Genomic DNA, 24,133 nt, shown 5'->3' on the forward strand with positions numbered 1-24,133 from the left:
CGCCGCCCCGGTCGAGTCCTACTGCACCCCTCTCGCGGGCTGGCAGCCGCTCACGGCGCGAACAGGACCCGGGATTCCAGATCGAGACGGGTGGTGGGTTCGGCCACCGGCGGGCTGAGGTCAGGGCTGAACGTTCTCGGCTGGTGGACACATGCGGGTATGACGCGGCTGGGTGGTTGAGGGGCGCCCCGGGGCGCGAATGACAAACGCGACCCCCGATGAACGTCGGTTGTCTACGCCAGTCGATCAAGAACAGGGGCCGCATTCGCGTGCCATCATCCCCGATCGTCCGCCAGCCACCCCGCCGACGGCCTTCAATTACTCGGTTTTCACAACATGAGAACCCTTTCGGCCCTGCCACCACACCCGATAGTTCCAGGACGAGGCGGCTTTCCCTTGATACCAGGAGGCTGATTCGGCAGAGTTGGCTGATGTCTGTTGGCTGATTGTCAACAGAGAACCGATGGGGGAGAGCACATGGTCTCAGCCGGGTGGCGGATCGGGGGATTCCTGGTGGCGCTGTTGGCCATTGTCACCCTGGCCGGGTGCTCCGCAGACACAGCACCTCCGCAAATCCCGCGGACGCAGCCGTCATGGCATCTCCTGGTCGATGACGACTTACGTACCGCGGCCGACGATCTCTGTCCTGAAGGTAAGGGACCGACAGGGCTGGATTGCCGATCGGTGGCTCCAGGATATGACACCTGTCTCAAGCGTCACCAGGTGAAAAACGCGGCCACGTTATGTCAACAAGCCTTGATCGTCCGAATTGAATGTCGATATGGACTGCGAGGATCTTTCCATAACGACCGGTACTGCGCCGCGTCGGTCGAATCTTATTTATCGTGTCGGACGGGAAGCCCCAGAAGGTCTGACGAGGTGTGCGCTGCGGGCGAAAGGGAGTTCTTGCGGTGTCCGGGCTATTTCGATCCGGCCAGCAACTTTGACTGTGTGAAGGCGCGGGACGCCTACTATGAGTGCCGCGACGACGCTCGAGGCGACCAAGCGTTTTGCTCGACATACATCGAGGTTCTCGGTTTGTGTCGCACACTGAGGGTCGACTGCTCCGGCCTCCTCGACAAGTATCTTGTGTGCGCAAGCGAAGGTCTTTCCCCCAATGAGTGCGCGTTCGGGCTCAACATGAGAATCAATTGCTTGCGGGATCTCGCGGACGGCGTCTTTCGGCAGGTCGCGACATGTGATTCCATCTGGCGTGACGCCGTTAGAGACTGCAACGGCATGCAAGGGCTCGAAGTGGATGGTCCTACGCCTTGTACGGGTGGTGCGGATTGGCAAACGGCAAGCTACTCGATCTGCGAAAAGCAGGGCGAACCTGCCGAAACGATCGGTGTGGCGTATTTATTGGAGGACGGTGTTGACCGAATCCCTGTCTGCTGGGCATCTACGGATGACAGGGGCTCAATAGTTGAGGCGGCAACGGACGTGTCGGGCGCACGGGGTGTTCGAGTCGTATACCAGCATGGGGAAACCAACTATGAACCCCTGTACCACTAGGGATCGACTTTGCTACCCAGAGACGCATTCTCCTCGACCCCGAGGAGGAGCCAGGGTGGCAATCCGGAGAGAAGCGAGACGGGGAAGCTCCCGACCAGCAAGAGCTGACAGGGAGCTCCATGCCTCGTCGGGTTCCCGCTAACTCGGGTGCGAGGTGCCGCCGGCTCCGGCAGCATGGTCGGTCCACTTGACGAAAGGCGATCATGACACGAGCGTTCCTGCAGCCGGACGATGTGCGCGACCTTGTGGCGGAACAGTTCGGCGTCGGCCGGCGACTCGCCGCGCTGGACCGGCTGACCGGCGGCAGCAAGAAGGGCGTCTACCGTCTCGGTCTGGACGACGGGACGACCGTGATCCTCTACGTATGGGCGGCCGGCGAGAACTACTGGCCGCCGTCGCCGACCGTCCCTGATGACCCGTTCACCGACGCGTCTGGAGCGGAACTGTTCGTCGCCAACCACTCGGCCCTCACCGCCGCAGGTGTGCGAACCCCACGGCTGCTGATGCTCGACCGCGACAGCCGCTACCTCGATGCCGACGTCGCGTTGGTCGAGGACGTCGGCGCGGTGAAGCTCGAGGCGTTGATGGAACACGACCCGGCCGCGGCTGCCGTGCCGCTGTCCATGCTCGGTGACGCCTTGCGGCGCATGCACACCACGCTCGGCCCGAAGTATGGCAAGCTCGCCGCCATCACCCGCGGCGAGGCGTCCCAGATCCGACGCACCGAGGACATCATCGTGGACCGGGCGCTCGGCCACCTCGACGCCGTGGCGACCCGCGACGCCCGGGTGGGCGAGGCGCGTGACCGGATCGCCGGACATGTGCGTCACCTTCGTGGCACGGTCGGGGCGCGCGAGACGTATGGGCTGGTACACGGCGAACTCGGACCCGATCACGTACTCATCACGCCCGCGGGCGAACCCGTCATGATCGATTTCGAGGGCCTGACCTACTTCGACGTCGAGTGGGAACACGCCTGGCTGCAGATGCGCTTCGGCGACGCATACCCAGCGCTGCGTCCGGTGGATCTCGATCCCCACAGGTTGGAGCTCTACCGCTACGCGCAGGTGCTGTCGCTGATCGAGGGCCCGCTACGGATCGCGGACACCGACTTCCCCGATCGGCAATGGATGCTGGAACTAGCCGAGTGGAACATCACCAAGGCGCTCGCCGTCGTCTGACGGCTCTCCGGGGAGAGGCTGCACGGCCTTTCCGGAGGGCGCGGCTGTCTTCTTTTACCTGGCCAGTGCCTCGGCGGTCCGCCGGGTATCAGGATGGTCGGGACCGAGCACCTTCTCCCGGTCGGCGAGAACCCGCCGGTACAGCTCCGCCGCGTCTCGTCCGAGCGTCTCGTAGGTGACCGCCAGTTCGTGCATCGAGTTCAGCGTCAGCGGATGCCCCGCGCCGACCACGCGGACCCAATCCTCCACCAGCGACTCCAGCTGCTCAGCCGCCTCCCGGGCCCGGCCCGTCATCCGGTGGGCGCGGGCCAGGTCCTCGCGGGTGTACAGGACGTCGACGTGGTCGGCGCCGAGCACGCGGGTCCTGTCGGCCAGCACCGCCGCGTTCCAGTCGAGCGACTCCGGTGCCCGCTCTGCCTCCACCAGGGCCCAGCCCAGGTTGTGCCGGGCGGCCAGCGTCCACGGGTGGTCGGCGCCCAGCGCGCGGGCGCGGTCGGCGATGTCGCGGCGCATACGCCGGATCCCCTCGGCCGGTCGCCCCGCCCGCACGTAGCCGAGGGAGAGGTTGTGTCGGGTTCGCAGGGTTCTGCGGTGGTCGGGGCCCTGGACGCGTTCGCGGTCGGCCAGCAGCGCCTCGTAGAACTTGACGGCCTCCTCATGGCGTCCCGCGCCCATCGTGGCGGTGGCCAGCCCGTGCCTGGCCTCCAGCGTGTCGGCGTGGTCGGCGCCGAGCAGCAGTTCGCAGGCCTCGGCGAGCCGCGCCCAGACGGGTACGGCCCGCGCGCCGATGCCGAGCTGGTTGAGGTGGTAGGCGACCCGGTAGCGGATCCGCAGCACCCGCTCGGCCGCTTCAGGCTCCCGGTCGGGCCGGAGCGCCGACCAGAGGGCCTGGGCGTGCTCGTCCACGGTCAGCAGCAGGGGCATCCTGCGCCAGACGTCCTCCCTGGTGACGCTCTCGACGACGGTGAGCAGCGCCGCCGCCGAGTGCACGTGGCGGACGAGCGAGCCGTCCGCGCGCGCCCGCTCCCTGACCACGCGCTGCACCAAGCGGTGCGCCACCACCACGGTCGAGTCCGCGCCGCTCATCGTGACCAGCGCGGCGGCGCGCAACTCCGCCAGCGGCCCGTGCGCGTCCGGGCCCAGCAGTGCCAGTTCGGTCCCCGCCGCGGACAGCACCGCCAGCGTGCCCAGCAGCGACGCGGCGCCCTCGCTCAGCCGCGCCGCCGACTGGACGATCGCCTGTGCCACCCCCGTCGGGTACGGCTCGCCCGCCGGACGCGCCAGCAGCTGTTCCACACCGGTCTCGCGCAGCAGCGTCAGGTACGCGTCATAGCTCAGCCCCGCCGACCCGGCCAGCCCGGCGGCCGCGATCGACAGCGCGAGCGGCAGCCGGTCCAACTCGTCCGCCAGCCGTGACGCGCCCTCCCGGTCGAGCGGCCCCAGCCGTTCGCCCAGATAACCGAGCGCCTCCTCCCGGGTGAACGGGCCCACGTCCACCGTCTCGGCGAGCCGCTCGAAGGCACGATTGTTGGCCGTGATCAGCACGGTGGCCGCGCCGAAGGCGGGCAGCAGCGCCGCGGCCTCGTCGGGATCCACCGCGTTGTCGAGTACCACCAGGTACGGCTCCCGCCGCGCCTCCAACCAGGTCCGCACTCTACGGGCCAGCTCGGCCGGATCCTCCGGCCGGCGCAGCCCGAGCCGCTCCGCCATGAGGTCGAGCCCGGCGTTCAATTGCTGGGGCGTCTCGGCGTGCAGCCACGCGACGGGCACCCCCGCCGCGATCCTGTCCCTGGCGTAGGCGGCCGCCAGTTGCGTCTTGCCCACACCTCGGGCACCGGTCAGGGAGCAGATCACCGCCGCCCCGCCCGTCCCCAGCGTCGCGTCGAGCCGGGCCCGTAGCCCGTGCCGGGGCTGGAACGCCCTGGGCCGCCTCGGCACCTCCCCGACGACGTCCCACGACCCGGCCCCGAGCGCCGGCCCTGATCCGGGCTCCGGCGCGGTCCACCACACCGCCAGCAGGCCGAGCGGGCCGCCCAGGAGACCGACCAGCAGGCCGATCCGGTCCAGGTCCATCCCCGCCCGCTCTCCCCACGCCCACACGACAGCGCCGAAGAAGGGAGGGACGAGCGCGGAGAGGGCGAACTTCGACCAGCGGGGCATCTCCACCTCCTCTCCGGCAAGTGGAGCATCCGGGCGGTCGTCCCGTCCGGCCGTCTCGAAACTCATCGCGGGACCTACCTGGGCAAACAGGGGCGTATCGCCTTGAGGGAGGGGTCGACGAGAGCGTCGGCGCGCTCGGGGGTCAGGGGGTCGGCGTACAACGATCCGCTGCAGATATCGGGCGATGTCCCGATGATCCAGCTGACCGGTTCACTTGATGAGCGGCCTGAGGCCGTACCGGCCGCCCTCCCCGTCCACGCCGACCGACCGAGTGACACCGCGACTCTGTCACCTGCGGCGCCGAAGGGTCTTCCACGAAGAGGTCGATGGGAGCCGATCGGGGGCTATCGGTACTTGTCGACGGCCGCCGCGATGAGTTTGGCCGCCTGATCCGCAGTGGCGTGACCGGACCGCGGTGCGTAGACGTCGATGACCACCGAGACGTTCGACAGGCGGAGGGCGATGTGCGTTTGGTAGAACGGGAGCCCGAAGGGACGCCGTTGGGTATAGCTGTACGCCTCGTCGCCGATGTCCGGCCCTTTGCGGAGCTTGGTTCCCGCGTTGCGCTTCGGCTCCTCTTTCATGTATTTGACCATCTGATCGTGGTAGAGGTCGGCCGCTGATGTACTGGGCAGACGGACCGCCATGACGCGCAGGTTGGCGCCGTCTGCCCTGCTCCAGCTGCAGCTGGAGGCGGTGTAGTACTGGCGCTTCATCGAAGCGCCGAACAGGGAGCGCGTCTGAGCTTTGGTCAGCAGGTCGCAGGCCTCGAAGTCGCGGGCGATCAGCGGCGTGGCCACCGCCGTCGGGCTGAACGTCGGTACTGTCGGTGCTAGAGAGTAGGTCGATCGGGGCGTGAGCACGTAGCCGAGTAAGCGGACGGTGTTCGGAAACAGGTACGGCACGACAACGATCCCCGCCGCCACGGTCAGCGCCACCGCGAGCACGGCGCCCATGACGACCTGGGGACGGACGCGTCGAGAGGAGCGTCCCCGCGTGGTCCGCTGCCGTGGCAGGGTCGGACCGGTCGCGGTGTCGCCCCGCGAGATGGCGTCCAGCCAGCCGGCCACCTCGTCCGAGGAGCAGCGGCGTGCCGGATCCTTCTCCAGGATCGCGCCCAGCACGGGTGCGAGCGGGCCGGCCAGGCGGAAAGGGGCGGGTTCCTGCATGAGCACGGCTGCCAGCACCGCGGCCTCGTTCGGGCGGGCGAACGGCGGGCCGCCCTCCACCGCGGTGAACAGCGTCGCGCCGAGCGACCACAGGTCGGCGAGCGGGCCCTCGGCCTCGCCGCGCAGGCGCTCCGGGGCGATGTAGCCGGGCGAGCCGGTCAGCATCCCCGTCTGTGTGAGCCCGGTGTCTCCGACGATGGTCGCGATGCCGAAGTCTGTCAGCAGCACCCGCCCGTCGTCGGTGAGCATGACGTTGGCGGGTTTGACGTCCCGGTGCAGGATGCCCGATGTGTGCGCGGCCGTGAGGGCTTCGAGCATCCGCAGGCCGATCGCGGCGACCCGGTGCGGCGGCAGCGGGCCGTCGTCGCGAACGGCCCGGTCAAGGGAGCGGCCGCGGACCAGCTCCATGACGATCCACGGCCGTCCGCCGTCGAGGACCACATCGTGCACGGTGACGATGGACGGGTGGGAACGGAGCGTCGCCGCGGCGCGCGCCTCGCGGAGCGTGCGTTCGGCCAGCTCGGCCCGTGATGCCTCGTCGAGGTCGGGCGGGAGCCGCACCTCCTTGATGGCCACTTCCTGCCGGAGGAGCTCGTCCATCGCCCGCCAGACCGTGCCCATGCCGCCCTGGCCGAGCTGGGACAGCAGCCGATAGCGGCCCGCGAGCAGCGTCACCGTGCCATTGCAGACGTCCCGGACTCTCCAACCATCCGAAGCCTCCTGTCGATATCCGGCTCAGCAGGGCACGTCAGATAGTAGGGGGAACAGATCACGAACGGCAGCGAGTGATGATCAGAGACGGCCAGAACGGATGACAAGCGGCTCGAACCCTTCACCGTAGCCGCCCCCTTCGGACCAGGTCTCGCCTCCCTGATCCACCTGCTCGAGAGGGAAGAACTCGATCCGCAGATCGGCCGGCGCGGCCCTCGGGACCGGGCGGCCGAGGCGATGGCCGGTTTCGATCTCTGTGCGGACCGTTTCCGGGTACTCTGCCGGGCGTGCGGCGATTGATCACGGCTCGCGGGGTATGGCTCGCGGTTTCGGCGGCCATAGTGGCGGCGATGATCGTCGTGATCGTGCGTTCTCGTCGACGGGTGACGGTACGGCGTCCCGTCCAGCAGGATGAGGCGACACCCGAGACCTCGGCCGAGGGCGGCCCTGTATCGCAGTGGCCCCCGGCCCCGATTCTCGGCACCCCGACCGAGGAGACTCTCCAGCGTTACGCCCCCAAGCCCTCCGTCTTCGACCGGCCCGCGTCCACAACGCTCTTCGAGGGTGGTGAGGCGAGGGAGCCGCTGGATGACGCCACCCGGCGCCGCCTGGCCCGCTGGGGCATGGCCGGACTCGCGCTTCTCCTGCTGGCCGCCGGTACGCAAGCCCTGGAATCCGCGGTCTTCTCCAAGGGAACGAACCTCGTCGGGTATGCGTCGTTCGAGGTCCAGGACGTGCCATGCGCCGAGACCTCTTCGGACAGCCACGTCGAATGCTTGTTCGCCGAGTTGAGGCGTGACGACGATTCGTCCTTCGACGACGTTCCTCCGCCCACCGAAGGTGGGGAGACGCAGGAGCCGGTCCCGGTCTACGCCTCGGGTCCCGACGCGGACTGCCGGCCGAGGAAGGGGGCCCCGCGCGTACGGAAGCTCAACGCCAAGGTGGCGCGGGCAGTGGACAGGCAGTGGCGGCGGATCGAGTCGTGGCTGAAGGCCAACGCCCCGAGAAGCCATCGCACGCTCGGCAAGCCGGGAAAGCCCGAGACCATCGCGGCGGCGGAGGCGCAGATGGGGATGCTGTTCCCCGACGACCTGCGGGCCTCACTGCTGCGGCACGACGGGACCGTTCTCGTGAAGGACACCTGGGGGTTCGGCTTCCTCGGCAATGCGAACCTGAGTGTCCAGGAGATCCGTGGCACGTGGCGAGCGCTGTGCGAGATCGACGGTGACGACAACGGCGACGAGGGGTTCGACGATCCACGGACGGAATGGTGGGACGGGCGCATGCTCCCCATCGGCGCCGACGGATCGGGCAACCACCTCGTGATCGACTCGGTGAAGCGCGACGTCGGCGACACCGATCACGAGGGCACCATGAGCTTCACGCCCGGAGGGCGCAGGATCCGCTCGTACTATGCCCTCCTGAAGGCCACCGCCGACGCCATGGAGAACGACGGCTCCATCGGGTATTGGAAGCCCGCGGTCGTCGCCGGCGAGCTCGACTGGAAGGTCCTCTGAGCCGGCCCTGGAACGGCTCGCAGGTTTACGAGGCGGTGCGAATGTGGGTCGCCCGGTAATCCGGAGGGCCCTCCGAGACAGTTCTAGGTGTGGACGATCCCGAAGAACGATTCACCAACCTTTATGACCGGCATTACCGGAACGTACTGGGCTATGCCCTGCTGCGTGCCGAGCCGGCCATGGCGGAGGACCTGACCAGCGAGACCTTTCTGGTCGCCTGGCGGCGTTTGGACGATCTGCCCGATCCACCGTTGCCGTGGCTGCTCGGCGTGACCCGGAACCTGCTGCGCAACCACCGTGTCCGCCGGTTGCGCAGTGACGAACTGATCGCTCGGCTCGCCGGGCTGAGCACCTTCGTCGAGGGCGACGTGGCCGAACGGGTCGCCAGCCGGCAGGAGGCACTGGCCGTACTGGCAGGCCTGCGTGAACAGGACATCGAGGCGGTGGTCCTGGCCAACTGGTACGGCCTCACCCCTGAGGAGGCGGCTCAGGCGGCCGGCTGCTCGCCTCGCACGTACAACGTCCGGCTGCACCGTGCCCGGCGCCGCCTGGCCGACGCGCTCAAGCTCACGCCCCGCTTCACCTTTCAGGGACAGGAATGAACGAAAAAGACCCCATCGATGATCTGATCGCCACCCTGCGTCCCGACGCGCTCACCGAGGACGCCTACCGGCGGCGCCGCTCGGCGGATCTGGCGCGCGCGTTCCAGTCACCTCGTACACCCCCCCACTTCCGGAGGTTCTCCATGGCTCAGCGCACACCCCTTCTCGTTGCCGCGGCCACGGCCGCGGCGGGGCTCGCCGCCGCGGCGATCATCGTTCCGCAACTGGTCACGGGGGACGCGCCGTCCAGTGGCCCGATCGCTGCCCAGCAGTCCGGCCTGCGGGCGCCATCGGTGGACGCCGGGGCGAAGTCCACGGCCGGCGGTACCGCCGCGAACACCCGGACGATCCTGCTCGCGGCGGCCAAGGTGGCCGCCGAGGAGCCGATCGCGTCGGGCACGTACTGGTACTCCCGGGTGCGCACCGCCCAGAAGGTCCACAGCGCCCCTGATGAGTACATGGCCAAGATCACGCCTCTGCTGGACGGGTGGAAGGCCAAGGAGGCGGAGCTGAAGGACAAGCCCGCCGAGCTGAAGGCCGCCAAGAAGGAGTTCGACGAAAAGATCCTCGCGCTGAAGCAGGCGAAGCTGCCGTACACCGCGATCCGCAGCGACACCGCCGAGATGTGGCTGTCGCGCGAGGACGCCAGCGGCCGCCGGGTGACGAACCAGGACGTGAAGGTCGACTTCGCGACTCCGGAGGACGAGGCGAAGTGGAAGCAGGCGGGCTCTCCTCGCCTCTCCGCCGATGATCGGCCGCGCACGAAGGAGGGCGCGCCGGAGGGCATCCTGTCGATCGGCAACGACTCCCTCACCTGGACCACCGTCTCCGAACTGCCGACCGACAAGGAGGGGCTGAAGGCGAAGCTGCGCGATCTGTACGGCCGGAGCGGCAAGACCGTCCCGCTCGCCTCCTACCTGTGGCAGACGGGCACGGATCTGCTGAGCGCGCCGATCACGCCGGGCACCAGGGCGGCCCTCTACCAGGTGCTGGCCGATTCCACGTCTGGTCTGAAGTCGCAGACGGGCGTGGCCGACGGCATGGGGCGCACGGGAGTCGCCCTGGAGACGGCCGGGCCCGACGAGGCAGGCGAGGCCGGCAAGATCACCTACCGTCTGATCTTCGACGACAGGACCGCCAAGCTCCTGGAGCTCGACGTCCTCGAGGCGGGCTCCTCGACCCCGCTGCTCCGGCAGACCTACGAGGCCATGGGCTACGTCGACGACCTGGGCGCCAAGCCGAGCCGGTGACCCGGGCCTGATCCTGCGGGCATCGGGCGGGGGCCGATGCCCGCAGGTCCGGTTCTTCCAGCACCCTCAAGCGCGGAGACCCCTGAGGTCTCCGCGCAAGGCGGGGCCGTGGACATCGTCGCAGGTCTCGCGGCTGAACGGCGCCGGTGGGCGGTAGTGCCGGCCATACCCCATGACTCCAGCGGAGGGTATCGATCATGACCTGCTCGCGCCGACATGCTTGTCGGCGTCGCACCCCGCGCGACGTCAACCGCTTCCTGGGCGCGCTGCTGGGCGGGGAGCTGCTCAAGCCGGCCCAGCTGGAGCAGATGAAGCGGACGGTCGAGGCTCCTGGATTCCCGGCCGGCTGGTCTTACGGGCTCGGCCTGATGAAGATCCCGCTGAGCTGTGGCGGCCACGCGTGGGGGCACGGCGGCGACATCTCGGGCTACGAGACCCGCAACGGCGTCACCGAGGACGGCCGGGCGGCCACGGTCGCCGTGACCGCGCTGCCCACCACGGACGCCGGCGCCGAGCGGGTCAACGCCGCCCTCGACACCGCGCTCTGCACTCAGAAGTAGAACCGCGATCGGTCCGTCCATCCAGGTCTGAGGCCGCTTCTCAGAGATCAGCCGGGCCGGTCGGGCGGCCGGGGGAGATCAGTCCGGTCTCGTAGGCGAGGACGACGGCTTGGACGCGGTCGCGGAGGCCGAGTTTGGACAGGATGCGGGCGACGTGGGTCTTCACCGTGGTCGCGCTGAGCGTCAGCCGGTCGGCGAGTTCGGCGTTGCTCAGGCCGGTGGCGAGCAGGCGCAGGACCTCGAGTTCTCGCGGTGTCAGCTCGGACAGGTCGCGGTGGAGGGCGGCCCTGGAGTCGTCGCGGCGGGCGAACCGCTCCACGAGGCGGCGGGTGATCGTCGGGGCGAGCAGGGCGTCGCCGGAGCGGACCAGCCGTACGGAGGCCACCAGGTGCTCGGGCGTGACGTCTTTGAGCAGGAAGCCGCTGGCCCCCGCGGTGAGCGCGGCGTAGACGTAGTGGTCGAGATCGTAGGTGGTCAGGATGAGGACGCGGGTGCCGTTCGCGCCGCCGGTCACGATCTGCCGGGTGGCTTCGATGCCGTCCATCCGCGGCATCCGGATGTCCATGAGCACGACGTCGGGTTGGGTACGGCGGACGGCGGCGACCGCTTCGGCTCCGTCGGACACCTCGGCCACCACGTCGATGCCGTCGGCGTTGAGGATCATGCGGAATCCGGTGCGGACCAGCGCCTGGTCGTCGGCGATGACGGCGCGCAGCGGCGGGTTCACGAGGCTCTCCATGGGATGCGGGCCTTCAACCGGTATCCGCCGCCGGTTCTGCGGGTGGCCTCCAGGGTCCCGCCGTAGAGGGCGAGCCGTTCGCGCAGTCCGATGAGCCCGCGGCCGTCGCCGGTCCGTGACTGGGATGTCTGCGTGCCGCCGGTGTCGGTGACCTCGATCTCCAGGCGGTCGCCGTCGTGGCCGATCGTGACGGACGCCGCGGCGCCGGCGGCGTGCTTCATCGTGTTGGTCAGCGCCTCCTGCACGACGCGGTAGACCGCCAGGTCGACCCCGGGAGGCAGGGGGCCGTCGGGCGGCGAGAGCGTGACGTCCACAGGGACGCCGGCGGCGCGGACCCGTTCGATGAGGCCCTCGAGGCGGTCGAGTCCGGGCTGTGGTTCGAGTCCGTCGTCCGGGTCGTCGGGGCGCGCGCTTTCCGGGCCGGCGAGCAGGCCCATGACGTTGCGCAGCTCGGCCATGGCGGCCCGGCCGCTGGCCTCGATCGCGATCAGGGCCTCCTTGGTCTGGTCCGGCCGCGCGTCCATCACCTTGCGCGCGGCGCCGGCCTGGATCACCATCACGCTGACATTGTGGGTCACCACGTCGTGGAGTTCGCCCGCGATCCTGGAGCGCTCGGCCTGGACCGCCTTGCGCATGGCGTCCTCCTGGGCCTGCTGCAGTTCGGCGAGCCGGTTCCTGCTGCGCCGCCAGAACCGGACGAAGATCGCCAGAGCTCCGGCGCTGAGCAGGATGACGTACGGCCCGAGCCAGCTGGGCAGGCTGGGGACGATGTCGCGGTCCACGGCGCCGGCCAGCACGGCGGCGAGCAGGAGGCCGGCCACCGCGGGCACCCGGTTGCGGCTGTGGGCGATGGCGCTGTAGGCGGCGATCGCGCAGGTCAGCACGGTGATCCACGTCTCGCCCCCGTTCATGGCCAGCGTCGCGGACAGCACCACCCAGAAGGTGGTGAGGGGATACCGGCGCCGGGCCGCCAGCGGCAGGGCGGTGAGCACCACCAGGAGCGGGGGCGGCTCGTACTCGTGGAGGTCGGCGGGCAGGGCGGGAGGGACCGGCGTGGGCGGCGGCGCGCCGATGTTCGTGCCGGGGGACGGCAGGGCGGGCAAGGGGGGCGGTGGGGGAGGCGCGGGGGGCGAGACCCGGAGGCCGGGCCGAAGCTGCAAGAGCTCGAACACCGGGTGCGGTCCGGCGTCGGCATCGGCGTGACCTGCGAAGCCCGTCGCCGCGAACACCGCGGCGACGGTCAGGAGGGTCGCCAGCAGCACGTCGGCGACGAGTGCCGGGCGAGACGGCCGGTCGGTTCGCGCTTCGGGGCGGAGCATGTCGAGCGCGTGCTGCCGCCAGAGCCGTCGTTCATCCGCTGTCACCGGCATATTGTCGCGTTCGCCTGATCTGCCGTGCATCGTGCTGAATGACCGGAGCGGTGTCCGCTGGGAGTACATCGCAAGGATGACGCCGCGGGTGGTCGTCCCCGGGAGGTAGGCGATGTCGGCGCGACGGCCGACGCGCGTGAAGATCGGCTGCGCCTAGTTTCGTTCCCGCCATCAGGTCGCCGTGGGGCTTCCCCGCCGAGGCGGCCGTCCCGATCGGAAGAACGGATATGCCATGGGTCGTGTGACAGAACCGGAAGGCGCAGCCAGGCGGTACGGCGGCGACGTGTCGGTGTTCGCCGCGAGGGAAGGCGGGGCCGTGGCGGGACGGTCCGCCGGAGGAAAGCCGAGGCCGCGGAATCCGGTCCTGCGCGGCGGCACGCTCGCCGTCGCGGGACTGCTCGCCTTCGCGGGGTCGGCGTCCCTCGCCGCGGCGCCCCCCGCCGCGGCGTCCGCGACCGCCGTCACCCCCTCCTCGGTCGCGTCGAGCGGGACGCCGTTCCTGCCCGAGCCGACCGGTTCCCGTCCTGTCGGCACGGAGTCCCTGTACCTGAAGGACACCTCCCGCCCCGATCCGTGGGTGCCCGAGGTGAAGGCGCGGGAGCTCATGGTCTCCCTGTGGTACCCGGCGACGTCACCGGGCCGCCGGCGGGCGCCGTACATGACAGCGAAGGAGTCCGAGCTCCTGCTCAAGGAGGCGCAGCTGACGGGAGTCCCGCTCGACGTACTGAGCAGGACGCGGACCAACGCCTTCACCGACGTGAAGCCGGCGGGCCGTAGGCGTGGCCTGCCCCTCGTGGTGCTTTCCCCCGGTTTCACCAAGCCGCGCAGTACGCTGACCGCCCTCGCCGAGGATCTGGCGAGCAGGGGCTATGTGGTGGCCGCGATCGATCACACCTATGAGAACGTCGCCACGACCTTCCCCGACGGGCGGGTCACGACCTGTGTCCCCTGCGAGGGCGACCACGACCAGACGCTCTTCACGAAGCTGTCGAAGGGCCGGGCGGCCGACGTCTCCTTCGTGCTCGACCAGCTGACCGGGCCGCACGCGAAGTGGAAGGGAGGCTCGCTGATCGACCCGTCCAGGATCGCGATGGCGGGCCACTCCGCGGGCGGCGCGAGCGTCATCGCCGCGATGGTCAAGGACTCCCGGCTCCGCGCCGGGATCGACATCGACGGCACCACGCCTGTCGGCATCCTCGACGGCAAGCTGTCGCGGCCGTTCATGTTCCTGGGCAAGCCCGGCACGTACACCCCGGGAGCCGGCGGCCCGGCCGACACCTGGGAGCGCGACTGGAAGCTCATGACCGGGTGGAAGCGGTGGCTGCTGGTGACCGGCACGGAGCACGAGTCGTTCACCGACATCATGCTGCTGGCGAACCAGCTCGGCGTCGACGGCGGCGCCAAGCTGTCCGGCGCCCGCTCCTTGGAGATCACCCGCAGGTACGTCGGCGCCTTCTTCGACCAGCATCTGCTGAAGAGGAAGCAGCCCCTGCTGGACCGGCCGTCGGCGCGTCACCCCGAGGTCAAGCACTGCGTTCCTGAGACGAAGACCTGCGCGTAGGCGACGGGCAGGCCCGCGACCCGGGGACGGGCCGACCGCGGCTGAGACGAATGCCGGGTTTTGGCCGTTCTTGGGCTGGGGGTCCGTAGGCCGGGGTAGGAACGACAACCTCCGGGTGCGGATTCCAGGAGGAGAGCTCATGAGCCGGTGGTCACGCAGGGTGAGGGCGCCGGCCGGGGCCTCCGAGAGCGGGGACGGCATCGCCGTCGGTGTGGGACCGGTCACGGTGGACGCCTACCTCGACCTCCTGTGCCCGTTCTGCAGGATGTTCGAGCAGGCGTCAGGGCCGACGCTGGACAAGCTCGTGGCCGACGGGGTGATCACCCTGGTCTACCACCCGATGGGGTTCCTGGACGGGTTGTCCACCACCAGGTACTCCTCCCGCGCGTCCGCGGCCTCCGGCTGCGCCTCCAACGGGGGAAGGTTCGTCCAGTACACCTACGCGCTCTTCGCCAACCAGCCACCCGAGGGCGGGCCGGGACTCACCAACGACGAACTGGTCGAGATCGGCGTCATGACGGGGCTGGTCGAACCGTCGTTCGCCGCGTGCGTGCTCTCGGGCGCCTATCTCGACTGGACCGCGTACCTCACGGAGGCGGCCATCGAGCGGGGGGTGAGCGGGACGCCGGCCGTTCTCGTCGAGGGCGTTCCCGTACCGGCGAATCCACGCACGATCGCCGCCGCGGTGGCGGCGGTCGCCGGCTGACGCCCTACGGCCGCGCCCCGGGCGGCTACCCGGTGGTTACGCGCGTCCCGTGTGGAGCACCTCGTGCGTCCACTGCTCGCGCGGCTGGGTGTGCAGGCGCCAGTAGTGCTCGGCGATGTCGTCGGGGTCGAAGTCCGTGCCGGGCGCGACCGCCCCCGCGACGGTGACGCCGGCCACGTGCACCCCCGACGCCCCGTACTCCTGATCGAGGAGCGTCACCAGGGTGCGGACCCCGGCCTTGCCGAGCGACAGGCTCACGTACTCCCGCTTCGGCTCGGGCATGCCCCCCGTGACGAGGAACGATCCGTTGCCTCGCCGTGCCATCTCGGGGGCGACGTGCGCCGCGGCGGTCAGCGCGCCGACCACGTTGACGGCCCACGCGTCCAGGTGCCCCTGCGCCGACAGTTCGCCGGGCCCGTCGGCCTGGATGATCGCGGCGTTGTAGACGACGACGTCGGGCAGTCCGTACTCGCCGGCGGCCGTGTCGAGGGCGGCGCGCAGCCCTTCCTCGTCGGTGCTGTCGGCCCGCAGGGCGAGCACGGGCACTCCTGCGGCCGCGACGCTCCCGGCGGCGACCTCGCCGCGCGCGATGAGCGCGATCGGCATGCCTTCCTTCGCGAACCGGCGGGCGACCGCCAGCCCGATTCCAGGACCGGCCCCGATGATCACTGCTCCGGCCATTCTTCACTCCTCCATCAGCGGCAGGTGTTCTCATCAGCGACAATGGGGACGGTAAGGCATCACACCGATGTGAGGGTCAACCCCTGGAGGGGCGACATGCGGATCGGCGACCTCGCCCACGCGACGGGGGTGAACCGGCGGCTGCTGCGCTACTACGAGGAGCAGGGCCTGCTCAGGCCGGTACGGCTGGCCAACGGCTACAGGGAGTACGCCGACGCGGACGTCGCCGCCGTACGCCATATCAGGACGCTGCTCGCGGCGGGCCTCCCGACGGCGGTCATCGCCAGGCTCCTGCACTGCGTGCACGACGAGGGGGAGCGGATGGTGCCGTCGGCCTGCCCCGCCATGATCGAGAACCTGCGCCACGAGCACGCCCGCGTCGCCGAGACGATCGACCAGCTCCGGGCGTCACAGCAGGTGCTCGAGGAGATGCTCGCCACGGCGCTGGACCGGGCGTAGAGGGTCAGTAGCTCTTGAGCGAGATGGCGGTGGCGGCCTTGTGGATGGGCTCGACGACCTTGGCCATCATCCGGTCCTTGCCCGGCAGGAAGCGCATCAGCGACAGCATCGTCATCGCGACCCTGATCTGCCCCTTGGTCCGCATCACCATCCGCTTGATGTTGGCGGGGCCGAGCTTCTGGTTGGCGGCGGCGAAGGGCCGCATCTCCCGCTCGTACCCGGCGAAGCCCGCCTCGTGGTCGCCGCCGGCGGCGGCCAGCTCGCCCGCGAGGACGTAGGCGCCGACCAGCGCCAGGCTGGTGCCCTGCCCTGAGGCGGGAGAGGCGCAGTAGGCGGCGTCGCCGACCACGGCGACCCTGCCGGTGGACCAGCGGTCCATGTGCACCTGGCTGAGCGAGTCGAAGTAGAAGTCGGGCGCGGAGGACATGCCCTCGAGCAGGCGCGGGACCTCCCAGCCCTCGGCGGCGTAGGCGCCGGCCAGGATCCGCTGCTGCTGGTCGCGGTCGCGGTGGTCGTAGGCGATCGGCTCGGACGAGAACAGGAACATCGCCTTCGCTCCGGTGTCCTTGGCGGTGCTGTAGGTCAGCGCGGTACGGCCGGCGCCCACGTAGGTCAGCTCCCACCTGTCGAGGTCGAGGCGGTTGGGAACGCTGAAGATCGAGACGTAGTAGCCCAGGTCGCGGACGAACTGCTGCTCGGGCCCGAAGGCCAGCCTGCGGGTGTTGGAGTGGAGCCCGTCGGCGCCGACAACCAGGTCGTAGGTGGCCCGCTTGCCGCTCTCGAAGACGACGTCCACGCCGTCGGGGCCGTCGGTCAGCGAGGCGATGGAGTCGTCGAAGAGGTAGGCGACCTTGTCGCGGGTCAGGTCGTACAGCAGGCGGCTGAGGTCGCCGCGCAGGATCTCCGCGTCCTCGTGGACCCGGCCGCCGAACGTGTCGCCGTCCATGGAGGCCACCCGCTTGCCGGCGGCGTTGACGACCGAGCCGCCCTGGACGTCGGTCCGCTCGCGGCGGATCTCGTCGAGGATCCCCATGCGGGAGACCACCTCGAGCGCCGCGCCCCGGATGTCGATCTTGTAGCCGCCCTCGCGAACCTCGGAGGCCCGCTCCACGACAGTGGGGGTGAAGCCGTGGCGGTGAAGCCAGTAGGCCAGGGTGGTGCCGGCGACGCTCGCGCCCGAGATCAGAATGGTCGGGTTCTTCATGGGGGGCTCCTTGGGGAGGGGGTCTCTGCCTGCACTCAGAACAATACCTGCGTCTCATACGCTTGTGCAACACCTATGTCTAAGACAAACGTCTGAAAATGAGAGGGCTGAACCCCGCGAGCCTTTGTCGGGCCGAGGCCCTAGTGTTCTCACATGGAAAAACGGGCATTCGCCGCAGCAGGGGTTACTGTGCTCCTTTGGGCCTCGGCATTCGTCTCGATTCGCAGCGCGGGGGCCGAATACAGCCCCGGTTCGCTCGCGCTGGGACGGTTGCTGTCGGGGTCCGTGGTGCTGGTGGCCATCTGGCTGGCGCGCGGTGGCGGCCTCCCGCCCAGAGCCGCCTGGCCCGGGATCCTCGGTTCAGGCCTGCTCTGGTTCGGGCTCTACATGGTGGCCCTCAACTGGGGCGAGCAGCTCGTCGACGCCGGCACGGCCGCGATGGTGGTCAACATCGGCCCGATCGTCGTCGCCATCCTCGGCGGGTGGCTGCTCAAGGAGGGCTTCCCCCGGGCCCTGCTCGCCGGGCTCGCCGTGTCGTTCGCGGGAGCGGCCGTCGTCGGCGTCTCGATGTCCGACGGCGGGAACTCCTCGCTGGGCGGCGTGCTGCTGTGCCTGCTGGCGGCCGTCTCGTACGGCATCGGTGTCGTCTTCCAGAAGCCCGCCCTCCGGCACGCCGACGCCCTGCAGGTGACGACGTTCGGGTGCCTCGTCGGCGCGGCCGCGTGCCTTCCGTTCGCCGGTCAGCTGGTGGAGGACGTGTCCACCGCCTCGGCGGGCGCCACGCTCAATGTCGTCTACCTGGGCGTCTTCCCCACCGCCCTGGCGTTCACGACCTGGGCCTACGCGCTGGCCAGGACGACCGCGGGCAAGATGGGCGCCACCACCTACCTCGTGCCCGCCATCGTGGTGCTGATGTCGTGGGTCGCGCTCGGCGAGGTGCCCGGCTGGCTGACCCTGGCAGGCGGCCTGCTCTGCCTGGCGGGCGTGGCCGTGTCGCGCAGCAAGCTGAAGCGGTCAAGCGGCCAGAGCGTGGGCTGACCTGGGGCCGACCTGGCGGGCGAGCTGGACGAAGGAGATGAGCAGGAGGATCGCGCCGAGCGGGATGAGGTCCTTCTCGATGATCGGCAGGCCGAAGTCGAGGACGACCAGGATCGGGGTCCAGGCCTTGACCTTCCGCTGGACGGCGAGCTGGATGATCAGAGCGACCTGGGCGAGGTAGAACAGGAACGGCAGGGCGCTGTAGACCGCGAACTCCACGCCGGGGATCGACTGGACCGCGTCGAAGTGCGTGCCCATCGCCGCGTGGTCGGGGGAGAGGAGGCCGACGACGATGTCGATGGCGAACTGGGTCGAGACGGACGCGATGCCCACGAAGGCGACGACGACGCTGCCGGTGGCGAAGGCGCCTCTGCCCGCCATCCGCCGCATCTCCAGGAAGATCGGGACGAACAGGGCGAGGGCGGCGAGGAAGGCGAGGTGGCCCGCCGTCCAGGCGAACCCGGGACCTCGCTCGCCGTCGAAGCCGTCGATGATGCGCAGGACGCCGTAGGCGAGGACGAACAGGGGAGCGGCGATGAACGCGAACTTCTTCATGCCGGAAATCTTCGCGAAACGGGACCTTCGTGTGATCGCCGCAGCGGGCGATCCCTCACCTCCCTCCTGAGAGGGATCCCTCTCCCTCCCGCGACCCCCGTCCGGCGCCGCGAGCGGACCCGGCCACGCCGGCCCCGCGGGCTACGTCACGCCCGCTCCTGCCTGGGCAGCACCACCTCGCGCACGATGATCAGGAGCGCGGCCGTGAGCGGGATGGCGAGCAGGGCGCCGACCACCCCGAGCAGCGTCCCGCCGATGAGCGCGCCGACGATGGTGGCGACCGGCGGCACGTCGACCGAGCGCTCCATGACGCGGGGCGCGATCCAGTAGTTCTCGACCTGCTGGTAGAGGATGAAGAACACGACGCACGCGATGCCCACGGGGACGGAGACGAAGAACCCGACGGTGGAGGCGATCATCGCCCCGATGAAGGCGCCGACCATGGGGATCAGATCCGTCAGCGCCACGATCAACGCCAGCGCCAGCGCGTACGGCACGCGCATGATCACCAGGAAGACGAACGTCACCACGCCGGCGATGAGCGAGACGACCAGGTTGCCTCCGACGTACCCGCCGATCCTGTCGACGATCGCGTCCCCGATCATCCTGGTGCGGTCCCGGCGTGAGCGCGGCACCAGCAGGTAGAAGGCCTTCTTCATCGTCTCCATCGACCCGAGGAAGTACAGGGTGAGCACCAGCACGGTGAGTGCGTTGAAGATCGCCCCGATGACGACCTGCCCGAACCCGAGCAGCCCGCCGAACAGCTGCGTACCGAACGCGCCGCTGCCGACGTGGTCGACCAGCCGATCCAGCAGCTGGAAGCGCTGGTCGAGGTCGCGGACGATCGGATTGGTCTGCAGCTGGGCCGCGTAGCGGGGGATGCGCTCGGCGAACGCGCCGCTCTGCTCGGTCAGCGGCGGCACCAGCACCAGGCCGGAGCCGACGAACACCAGGATGACGCCGAGGAACACCACCGTGATCGCCAGAGGCTTGGACAGGTTGTGCCTTCTGAGGAACTCCACGGCGGGGTTGAGCCCGATCGCCAGGAACAGCGACACCACGATCAGCAGCAGCATGGATCCGGCGGTGGCGATCGCCTGGACGAGCAGCCACGCGGTGAGCACGCCGAGGGCGCCGACGAACCCGAAGACGAACGGGTTGCCGCCGGGAACCCTCGACTGTCTCACGTCGTGGAGGGGACGCGCGGGCGGGGCGGGAGCGACAGGTCCGGCCGGCCCGGCGGGAGGCGGGGCGGGGGGATCGGAGCTGTGGCGGGAGGTGGGGTCCGGCACGGACTCCCACTTCCCGCAAACAGCGCGGTTAGACGCTCACGTACTTTCTGGGCCGCAGGGCGTGTGCCCGCAGCGCCGCCAGTGCCGCCGACTGGCCCACCGGCGTCAGCCGTACCGAACCGTCGAGGGTGACGCCGAGCCCCAGCGCGGTGATGTGGCGCAGGAGCGTCGCCAGCGTGCCTGCGACGTCGTCGGGCCGCCACCCCTCGCCGCCGATCACCTCGGACACCTTGGCGCAGAGTTCGGACCACGGCAGCGGGTCGCCCGAGGCGAGCAGCAGCAGTGCCGCCTCGCCCGCCGACACCGTGACGTCGCTGTCGCCCTGGGCGAGCAGCAGGGCCGTGGCCGCCTCCCAGAGGTGTTCGGGCGAGGCGAGCAGGCGTCTGCCCTCGGCGGTGATGATGAGCCTGGTCCCGAAGTGCCTGATCGCGCCGAGCGAGTGCTCGGCCAGCTCGCGCAGGGCGATGGCCTCAGGTGAGGGCGGCAGCCGCAGCGGCACGCCCTCCTCCGAGGCGGCCAGCACCAGCAGGCCCTGCAGCGCCGGCAGCGGGGCGGCGGGAACGGGGGCGTGCAGCCGTACCTCGAAGGGCTGGGCCAGCTCGCGGCGCGCGGGGCCGCGGCCGAGCACCCAGCGGTTGAGCCGCTCGCCCTGCACCCTGTGCAGCCAGCTGTCGCCGCCGAGCTCGGGCCTGGCCTCGGTGAGCCAGCGCCTGGTGAGGCCGACCTGGCCGTCGAAGTCGGGGGCGGTCAGCATGGCCAGCTCCAGCGCGGCCGAGCACGCCACGTGCGCGCCCAGCTCCTCCGGCCCCATGATGGTGCTCCACTGCAGCTCGGGCACGTCGGGCGGGAGCACGCCCGTGGCCTGGAGCGCCTGGTGGTAGGCGGTGTTACCCGCTTCCTCGCCCTCGCGCTCGTAGGTGCGCAGGATCTCGGTCGTGGTCGGTGAGTCGCAGAGCGCGGCGTAACGGTCGAGACCGCCGAGCCGCAGCAGCCGTCCGAGGGAGACGGCCGTGCTCTCGCGGTCGCCGTCGACCTTGGTCGGCAGGGTGAACCAGAGGAATTCGCATACGTCGAGCTGGGTGACCGTCTCCAGCGGCTCGCCGCCGGTCAGCCACTCCACCGCGGTCCTGGCTTCGTCGGCCACTTCTGGCTCGGATCGCTCCAACTCCAGGAGAAGCGCGGCCACGTCCGGTGCAGGCATGCCTCGAAGTTTGCCGTATGGACCCCAGCCCTGACGATGACCGAAACCGGTGCGTATCGGGTCGTGCACGGCGCCTACCCTACGAAACCAGTTGTAAGCGGACAGTTTTTGGGATCAGATCCAGCGCGACTTGAACAGCATGCGGGCGTTCCATTCGGCATAGGGGATCACCTCGCCCGAAAGGACGGGGTAGAGCCAGCCGAAGTTGATCAGTGCGAGCAGCGCGAACGCGCCGGTCACGGCCGCGCCGATCATGCGGCGGGAGGGGGAGGCCGTCGAGGGCCCGATGATCAGTCCCGCGGCCAGCGTGAGGGCGAGCACCATGAACGGCACCATCGGGGCGGCGTAGAACAGGAACATGGTGCGGTTGTCGGCGATCGCCCAGTAGAACCAGGGCAGCCAGCCGAGCAGGTAGGCCAGCAGGACCGCTCCGGCCCGCCAGTCGCGGGTGGAGACGTACCACGCCACCATGGCGATCAGCGCGGCGAGCGCGCCGTACCAGATGACGGGGGTGCCGACGCCGAGCACCGCCTCCGAGCAGTCCTTGACCCCGCAGGCGTTCTGCCTGCCCTCGTAGAAGAAGGCGACGGGGCGCAGCAGCAGCGGCCACGACCACGGCTCGGACTGGTAGGGGTGGGTGGAGTCGAGCTGGTTGTGGAAGCCGAGCACCTGGAAGTGGTAGCCGATCCACGACCCGATCGAGTTGATCACGAAGTGAACGGGCCCCTGAGAGGTCGCCTCGGCCCAGTTGCGGCCGTAGCCGGTGGCGTTGAGGAACCAGCCGGTCCACGAGATGACGTAGGTGATCGCGGGCACCAGCGCCATCGCCATCAGCGCCGAGGGCACGTCCTTCTCCAGCGCCCCCGAGTACGGCCTGCGCAGCCCGACCGCCTTGCGCGCCCCCGCGTCCCACACCATCGACATGATCGCGAAGCCGATGAGGAAGAAGACGCCCGACCACTTGACCGCGCACGCCGCGCCGAGACAGAGCCCCGCGGCCAGCCGCCACGGCCGTACCCCGAGGTAGGGGCCCCTGTCGGACAGCGCTGAGGTCTCGTACCAGTCGACGAGGCGTGATCGGGCCTTGTCCCTGTCGACCACGAGGCAGGCGAACCCGGCCAGCACCCAGAACATCAGGAAGATGTCGAGCAGCGCGGTACGCGAGAGCACGAAGTGGAGCCCGTCGAGCGCCAGCATGAGCCCCGCGAAGCAGCCCAGCAGCGTGGAGCGGGTCATCCTGCGGGCCACCCTGGCGATGATCAGGATCGACAGCGCGCCGACGAAGGCGGCGGCGGCCCGCCAGCCGAGGGGGTTGAGCCCGAACAGCCACTCGCCCACCGCGATCATCCACTTGCCCAGCGGTGGGTGCACGACGTAGGAGGCGCACTCGCCGATCTTGTCGGCGGCGCACTGCTTCCAGATCTCGCCCGTGCGTCCGGCGAGGACGAGCTTGTCGGCGTCCTTGACGGTGACGCGTTCCACTCCCCAGGTGAGCAGGGAGTAGCCGTCCTTCATGTAGTAGGTCTCGTCGAAGACCACGCCTCTGGGCCGCCCGAGGTCGACGAAGCGGACCACCGCCCCGAACACGGCCACGATCAGCGGCCCGATCCATCCCCACAGGGCGCTTCTCGGCATGGAAGGGACCAGCCTGTCGCGCAGGGAACGCTCAGACTCGCCCTCTGACTCTGAGAAGGCCTTGTGCGGGAAATCGGTCACGGCCATTCGGACATCGTAGGGGCCCCAACGCGGTAGTTACGTAAGAAACACCGCCCAATTGGGGCTGGCTGACACAATGGCCTGGTGAGAGAACAGGGCAGGCTGGTGCTGGCAGGCGCGCCGATCGGGCAGGTCGCAGACGCGTCACCAAGACTACGCGACGCTTTGGAGAGCGCCGACGTGGTTGCTGCCGAGGACACCAGACGCCTGCGCAGGCTGGCCAGCGACCTCGGCGCGGAGATCAGCGGAAGGGTCGTCTCCTACTACGACCAGAACGAGGCCGCCCGCGCCGCCGAGCTGATGGAGTCGCTCCACGACGGCCGCACGGTACTGGTGATCACCGATGCGGGGATGCCGGGCGTGTCGGACCCCGGCTACCGCCTGACCAGCCTGGCGGTCGAGGCGGGCATCACCGTCACCGCTCTGCCGGGTCCTTCGGCGGTCACGACGGCGCTGGCCGTCTCCGGCCTGCCCAGCGACAGGTTCTGCTTCGAGGGCTTCCCGCCGCGCAAGCCGGGCGAGCGCGCCCGCAGGCTCGCCGCGCTGGCGGGCGAGGAGCGCACGATGGTCTTCTTCGAGGCCCCGCACCGCCTGGAGGTGGCGCTGCGGGCGATGGTCGAGGCGTTCGGTCCCGGGCGCAGGGCCGCGGTGTGCCGCGAGCTGACCAAGACCTACGAGGAGGTACGGCGGGGCGGCCTGGCCGAGCTGGCCGACTGGGCGGCGGCAGGGGTGAAGGGTGAGATCACCGTGGTCGTCGCCGGCCACGTGCCCGACGCCGGTCCTCCTGACCTCGACGCGCTCGTCGCCGAGGTCGACCGGCGCACGGCCGAGGGCGTCCAGCGCAAGCAGGCCATCGTCGACGTGGCCAAGGAGTCGGGCATGCCCAGACGAGAGCTGTACGACGCGGTTCACAGGAGATCGCCCACCCCCTAAGGTGCCAAGGTGG

The 24,133-nt window shown here is 69.9% G+C and carries 20 protein-coding genes; 10 read left to right on the plus strand and 10 right to left on the minus strand.

Features of this window, described 5'->3' with window-relative positions; all coding sequences use genetic code 11:
* Positions 1-1,718: 1,718 nt before the first annotated feature.
* The gene (locus tag ACFSKW_RS53870; RefSeq protein WP_379583534.1) at positions 1,719-2,696 is read left to right on the plus strand and encodes a phosphotransferase family protein; all 978 of its coding nucleotides are present in this window, start codon (positions 1,719-1,721) and stop codon (positions 2,694-2,696) included.
* Between the two features lie 54 nt (positions 2,697-2,750).
* On the opposite strand, the gene ACFSKW_RS53875 is transcribed toward ACFSKW_RS53870, so the two are convergent.
* Positions 2,751-4,856, minus strand: coding sequence for a tetratricopeptide repeat protein (locus ACFSKW_RS53875; RefSeq protein ID WP_379583535.1), 2,106 nt, complete (start codon positions 4,854-4,856; stop codon positions 2,751-2,753).
* Between the two features lie 344 nt (positions 4,857-5,200).
* Complete coding sequence (locus ACFSKW_RS53880; protein WP_379583537.1) at positions 5,201-6,700, minus strand: serine/threonine-protein kinase; 1,500 nt, start codon at positions 6,698-6,700, stop codon at positions 5,201-5,203.
* A gap of 386 nt (positions 6,701-7,086) precedes the next feature.
* Here ACFSKW_RS53880 and ACFSKW_RS53885 point away from each other — a divergent pair, with 386 nt between their 5' ends.
* The 4 genes from ACFSKW_RS53885 to ACFSKW_RS53900 all read left to right on the plus strand — a co-directional run bounded on the left by ACFSKW_RS53885 (position 7,087) and on the right by ACFSKW_RS53900 (position 10,665).
* A complete protein-coding gene (locus tag ACFSKW_RS53885) occupies positions 7,087-8,253 on the plus strand; it encodes an SMI1/KNR4 family protein (RefSeq protein WP_379583538.1) in 1,167 nt (388 codons plus the stop codon).
* Positions 8,254-8,342: 89 nt separating this feature from the next.
* Positions 8,343-8,855, plus strand: coding sequence for an RNA polymerase sigma factor (locus ACFSKW_RS53890; RefSeq protein WP_379583540.1), 513 nt, complete (start codon positions 8,343-8,345; stop codon positions 8,853-8,855).
* On the plus strand, positions 8,852-10,105 hold the full coding sequence (locus ACFSKW_RS53895; RefSeq protein WP_379583542.1) for a hypothetical protein: 1,254 nt from the start codon (positions 8,852-8,854) through the stop codon (positions 10,103-10,105). Before ACFSKW_RS53890 ends, ACFSKW_RS53895 begins: the two co-directional genes overlap by 4 nt.
* Positions 10,106-10,302: 197 nt before the next feature.
* Positions 10,303-10,665 (plus strand): serine hydrolase, encoded by a 363-nt coding sequence (locus ACFSKW_RS53900; RefSeq protein WP_379583544.1) that lies wholly within the window; start codon positions 10,303-10,305, stop codon positions 10,663-10,665.
* A gap of 40 nt (positions 10,666-10,705) precedes the next feature.
* Here ACFSKW_RS53900 and ACFSKW_RS53905 read toward each other — a convergent pair whose 3' ends face one another.
* Together ACFSKW_RS53905 and ACFSKW_RS53910 are read right to left on the minus strand one after the other, a co-directional pair.
* Entirely contained in the window at positions 10,706-11,404 is a 699-nt protein-coding gene (locus ACFSKW_RS53905) for a response regulator (RefSeq protein ID WP_379583546.1), read from the minus strand.
* Positions 11,389-12,768, minus strand: coding sequence for a sensor histidine kinase (locus ACFSKW_RS53910; protein WP_379583548.1), 1,380 nt, complete (start codon positions 12,766-12,768; stop codon positions 11,389-11,391). The genes ACFSKW_RS53905 and ACFSKW_RS53910 overlap by 16 nt, the downstream gene beginning before the upstream one ends.
* A 247-nt stretch (positions 12,769-13,015) precedes the next feature.
* Here ACFSKW_RS53910 and ACFSKW_RS53915 point away from each other — a divergent pair, with 247 nt between their 5' ends.
* Together ACFSKW_RS53915 and ACFSKW_RS53920 are read left to right on the plus strand one after the other, a co-directional pair.
* Positions 13,016-14,335: an alpha/beta hydrolase family protein gene (locus ACFSKW_RS53915; protein ID WP_379583549.1), complete on the plus strand. Its 1,320-nt coding sequence runs from the start codon at positions 13,016-13,018 to the stop codon at positions 14,333-14,335.
* 139 nt (positions 14,336-14,474) lie between these two features.
* The gene (locus ACFSKW_RS53920; protein WP_379583551.1) at positions 14,475-15,041 is read left to right on the plus strand and encodes a DsbA family protein; all 567 of its coding nucleotides are present in this window, start codon (positions 14,475-14,477) and stop codon (positions 15,039-15,041) included.
* A gap of 36 nt (positions 15,042-15,077) precedes the next feature.
* Here ACFSKW_RS53920 and ACFSKW_RS53925 read toward each other — a convergent pair whose 3' ends face one another.
* Positions 15,078-15,722 (minus strand): SDR family NAD(P)-dependent oxidoreductase, encoded by a 645-nt coding sequence (locus ACFSKW_RS53925; protein WP_379583553.1) that lies wholly within the window; start codon positions 15,720-15,722, stop codon positions 15,078-15,080.
* Between the two features lie 96 nt (positions 15,723-15,818).
* Between ACFSKW_RS53925 and ACFSKW_RS53930 the strand changes: the two genes are divergently transcribed.
* Positions 15,819-16,181, plus strand: a complete 363-nt coding sequence (locus ACFSKW_RS53930) for a MerR family transcriptional regulator (protein ID WP_379583555.1) — start codon at positions 15,819-15,821, stop codon at positions 16,179-16,181.
* A gap of 4 nt (positions 16,182-16,185) precedes the next feature.
* On the opposite strand, the gene ACFSKW_RS53935 is transcribed toward ACFSKW_RS53930, so the two are convergent.
* Positions 16,186-17,385, minus strand: a complete 1,200-nt coding sequence (locus ACFSKW_RS53935) for an FAD-dependent monooxygenase (RefSeq protein WP_379583557.1) — start codon at positions 17,383-17,385, stop codon at positions 16,186-16,188.
* Between the two features lie 153 nt (positions 17,386-17,538).
* Here ACFSKW_RS53935 and ACFSKW_RS53940 point away from each other — a divergent pair, with 153 nt between their 5' ends.
* Positions 17,539-18,423, plus strand: a complete 885-nt coding sequence (locus ACFSKW_RS53940) for a DMT family transporter (protein ID WP_379583559.1) — start codon at positions 17,539-17,541, stop codon at positions 18,421-18,423.
* On the opposite strand, the gene ACFSKW_RS53945 is transcribed toward ACFSKW_RS53940, so the two are convergent.
* The 4 genes from ACFSKW_RS53945 to ACFSKW_RS53960 all read right to left on the minus strand — a co-directional run bounded on the left by ACFSKW_RS53945 (position 18,400) and on the right by ACFSKW_RS53960 (position 23,193).
* The gene (locus ACFSKW_RS53945; RefSeq protein ID WP_379583561.1) at positions 18,400-18,978 is read right to left on the minus strand and encodes a hypothetical protein; all 579 of its coding nucleotides are present in this window, start codon (positions 18,976-18,978) and stop codon (positions 18,400-18,402) included. The two genes, ACFSKW_RS53940 and ACFSKW_RS53945, sit on opposite strands and share 24 nt — an antisense overlap.
* 146 nt (positions 18,979-19,124) lie before the next feature.
* Complete coding sequence (locus ACFSKW_RS53950) at positions 19,125-20,165, minus strand: AI-2E family transporter (RefSeq protein ID WP_379583563.1); 1,041 nt, start codon at positions 20,163-20,165, stop codon at positions 19,125-19,127.
* Between the two features lie 133 nt (positions 20,166-20,298).
* Complete coding sequence (locus ACFSKW_RS53955; protein WP_379583565.1) at positions 20,299-21,471, minus strand: hypothetical protein; 1,173 nt, start codon at positions 21,469-21,471, stop codon at positions 20,299-20,301.
* Positions 21,472-21,585: 114 nt separating this feature from the next.
* Positions 21,586-23,193, minus strand: coding sequence for a dolichyl-phosphate-mannose--protein mannosyltransferase (locus tag ACFSKW_RS53960; protein WP_379583567.1), 1,608 nt, complete (start codon positions 23,191-23,193; stop codon positions 21,586-21,588).
* A gap of 78 nt (positions 23,194-23,271) precedes the next feature.
* On the opposite strand from ACFSKW_RS53960, the gene rsmI reads away from it, so the two are divergent.
* Positions 23,272-24,120: a 16S rRNA (cytidine(1402)-2'-O)-methyltransferase gene (rsmI, locus tag ACFSKW_RS53965; RefSeq protein WP_379583569.1), complete on the plus strand. Its 849-nt coding sequence runs from the start codon at positions 23,272-23,274 to the stop codon at positions 24,118-24,120.
* Positions 24,121-24,133 lie beyond the last annotated feature (13 nt).

Source organism: Nonomuraea mangrovi, assembly GCF_042681425.1.
GTDB lineage: Bacteria > Actinomycetota > Actinomycetes > Streptosporangiales > Streptosporangiaceae > Nonomuraea > Nonomuraea mangrovi.

Coding starts and splice junctions, on each gene's coding strand:
- ACFSKW_RS53900 (WP_379583544.1), top strand. CDS start 10,303: ATGACCTGCTCGCGCCGACATGCTTGTCGGCGTCGCACCCCGCGCGAC.
- ACFSKW_RS53870 (WP_379583534.1), top strand. CDS start 1,719: ATGACACGAGCGTTCCTGCAGCCGGACGATGTGCGCGACCTTGTGGCG.
- ACFSKW_RS53955 (WP_379583565.1), bottom strand. CDS start 21,471: ATGCCTGCACCGGACGTGGCCGCGCTTCTCCTGGAGTTGGAGCGATCC.
- ACFSKW_RS53935 (WP_379583557.1), bottom strand. CDS start 17,385: ATGAAGAACCCGACCATTCTGATCTCGGGCGCGAGCGTCGCCGGCACC.
- ACFSKW_RS53905 (WP_379583546.1), bottom strand. CDS start 11,404: ATGGAGAGCCTCGTGAACCCGCCGCTGCGCGCCGTCATCGCCGACGAC.
- ACFSKW_RS53940 (WP_379583559.1), top strand. CDS start 17,539: ATGGAAAAACGGGCATTCGCCGCAGCAGGGGTTACTGTGCTCCTTTGG.
- ACFSKW_RS53875 (WP_379583535.1), bottom strand. CDS start 4,856: ATGCCCCGCTGGTCGAAGTTCGCCCTCTCCGCGCTCGTCCCTCCCTTC.
- ACFSKW_RS53920 (WP_379583551.1), top strand. CDS start 14,475: ATGAGCCGGTGGTCACGCAGGGTGAGGGCGCCGGCCGGGGCCTCCGAG.
- ACFSKW_RS53960 (WP_379583567.1), bottom strand. CDS start 23,193: ATGGCCGTGACCGATTTCCCGCACAAGGCCTTCTCAGAGTCAGAGGGC.
- ACFSKW_RS53925 (WP_379583553.1), bottom strand. CDS start 15,722: ATGGCCGGAGCAGTGATCATCGGGGCCGGTCCTGGAATCGGGCTGGCG.
- ACFSKW_RS53945 (WP_379583561.1), bottom strand. CDS start 18,978: ATGAAGAAGTTCGCGTTCATCGCCGCTCCCCTGTTCGTCCTCGCCTAC.
- ACFSKW_RS53930 (WP_379583555.1), top strand. CDS start 15,819: ATGCGGATCGGCGACCTCGCCCACGCGACGGGGGTGAACCGGCGGCTG.
- ACFSKW_RS53895 (WP_379583542.1), top strand. CDS start 8,852: ATGAACGAAAAAGACCCCATCGATGATCTGATCGCCACCCTGCGTCCC.
- ACFSKW_RS53885 (WP_379583538.1), top strand. CDS start 7,087: ATGATCGTCGTGATCGTGCGTTCTCGTCGACGGGTGACGGTACGGCGT.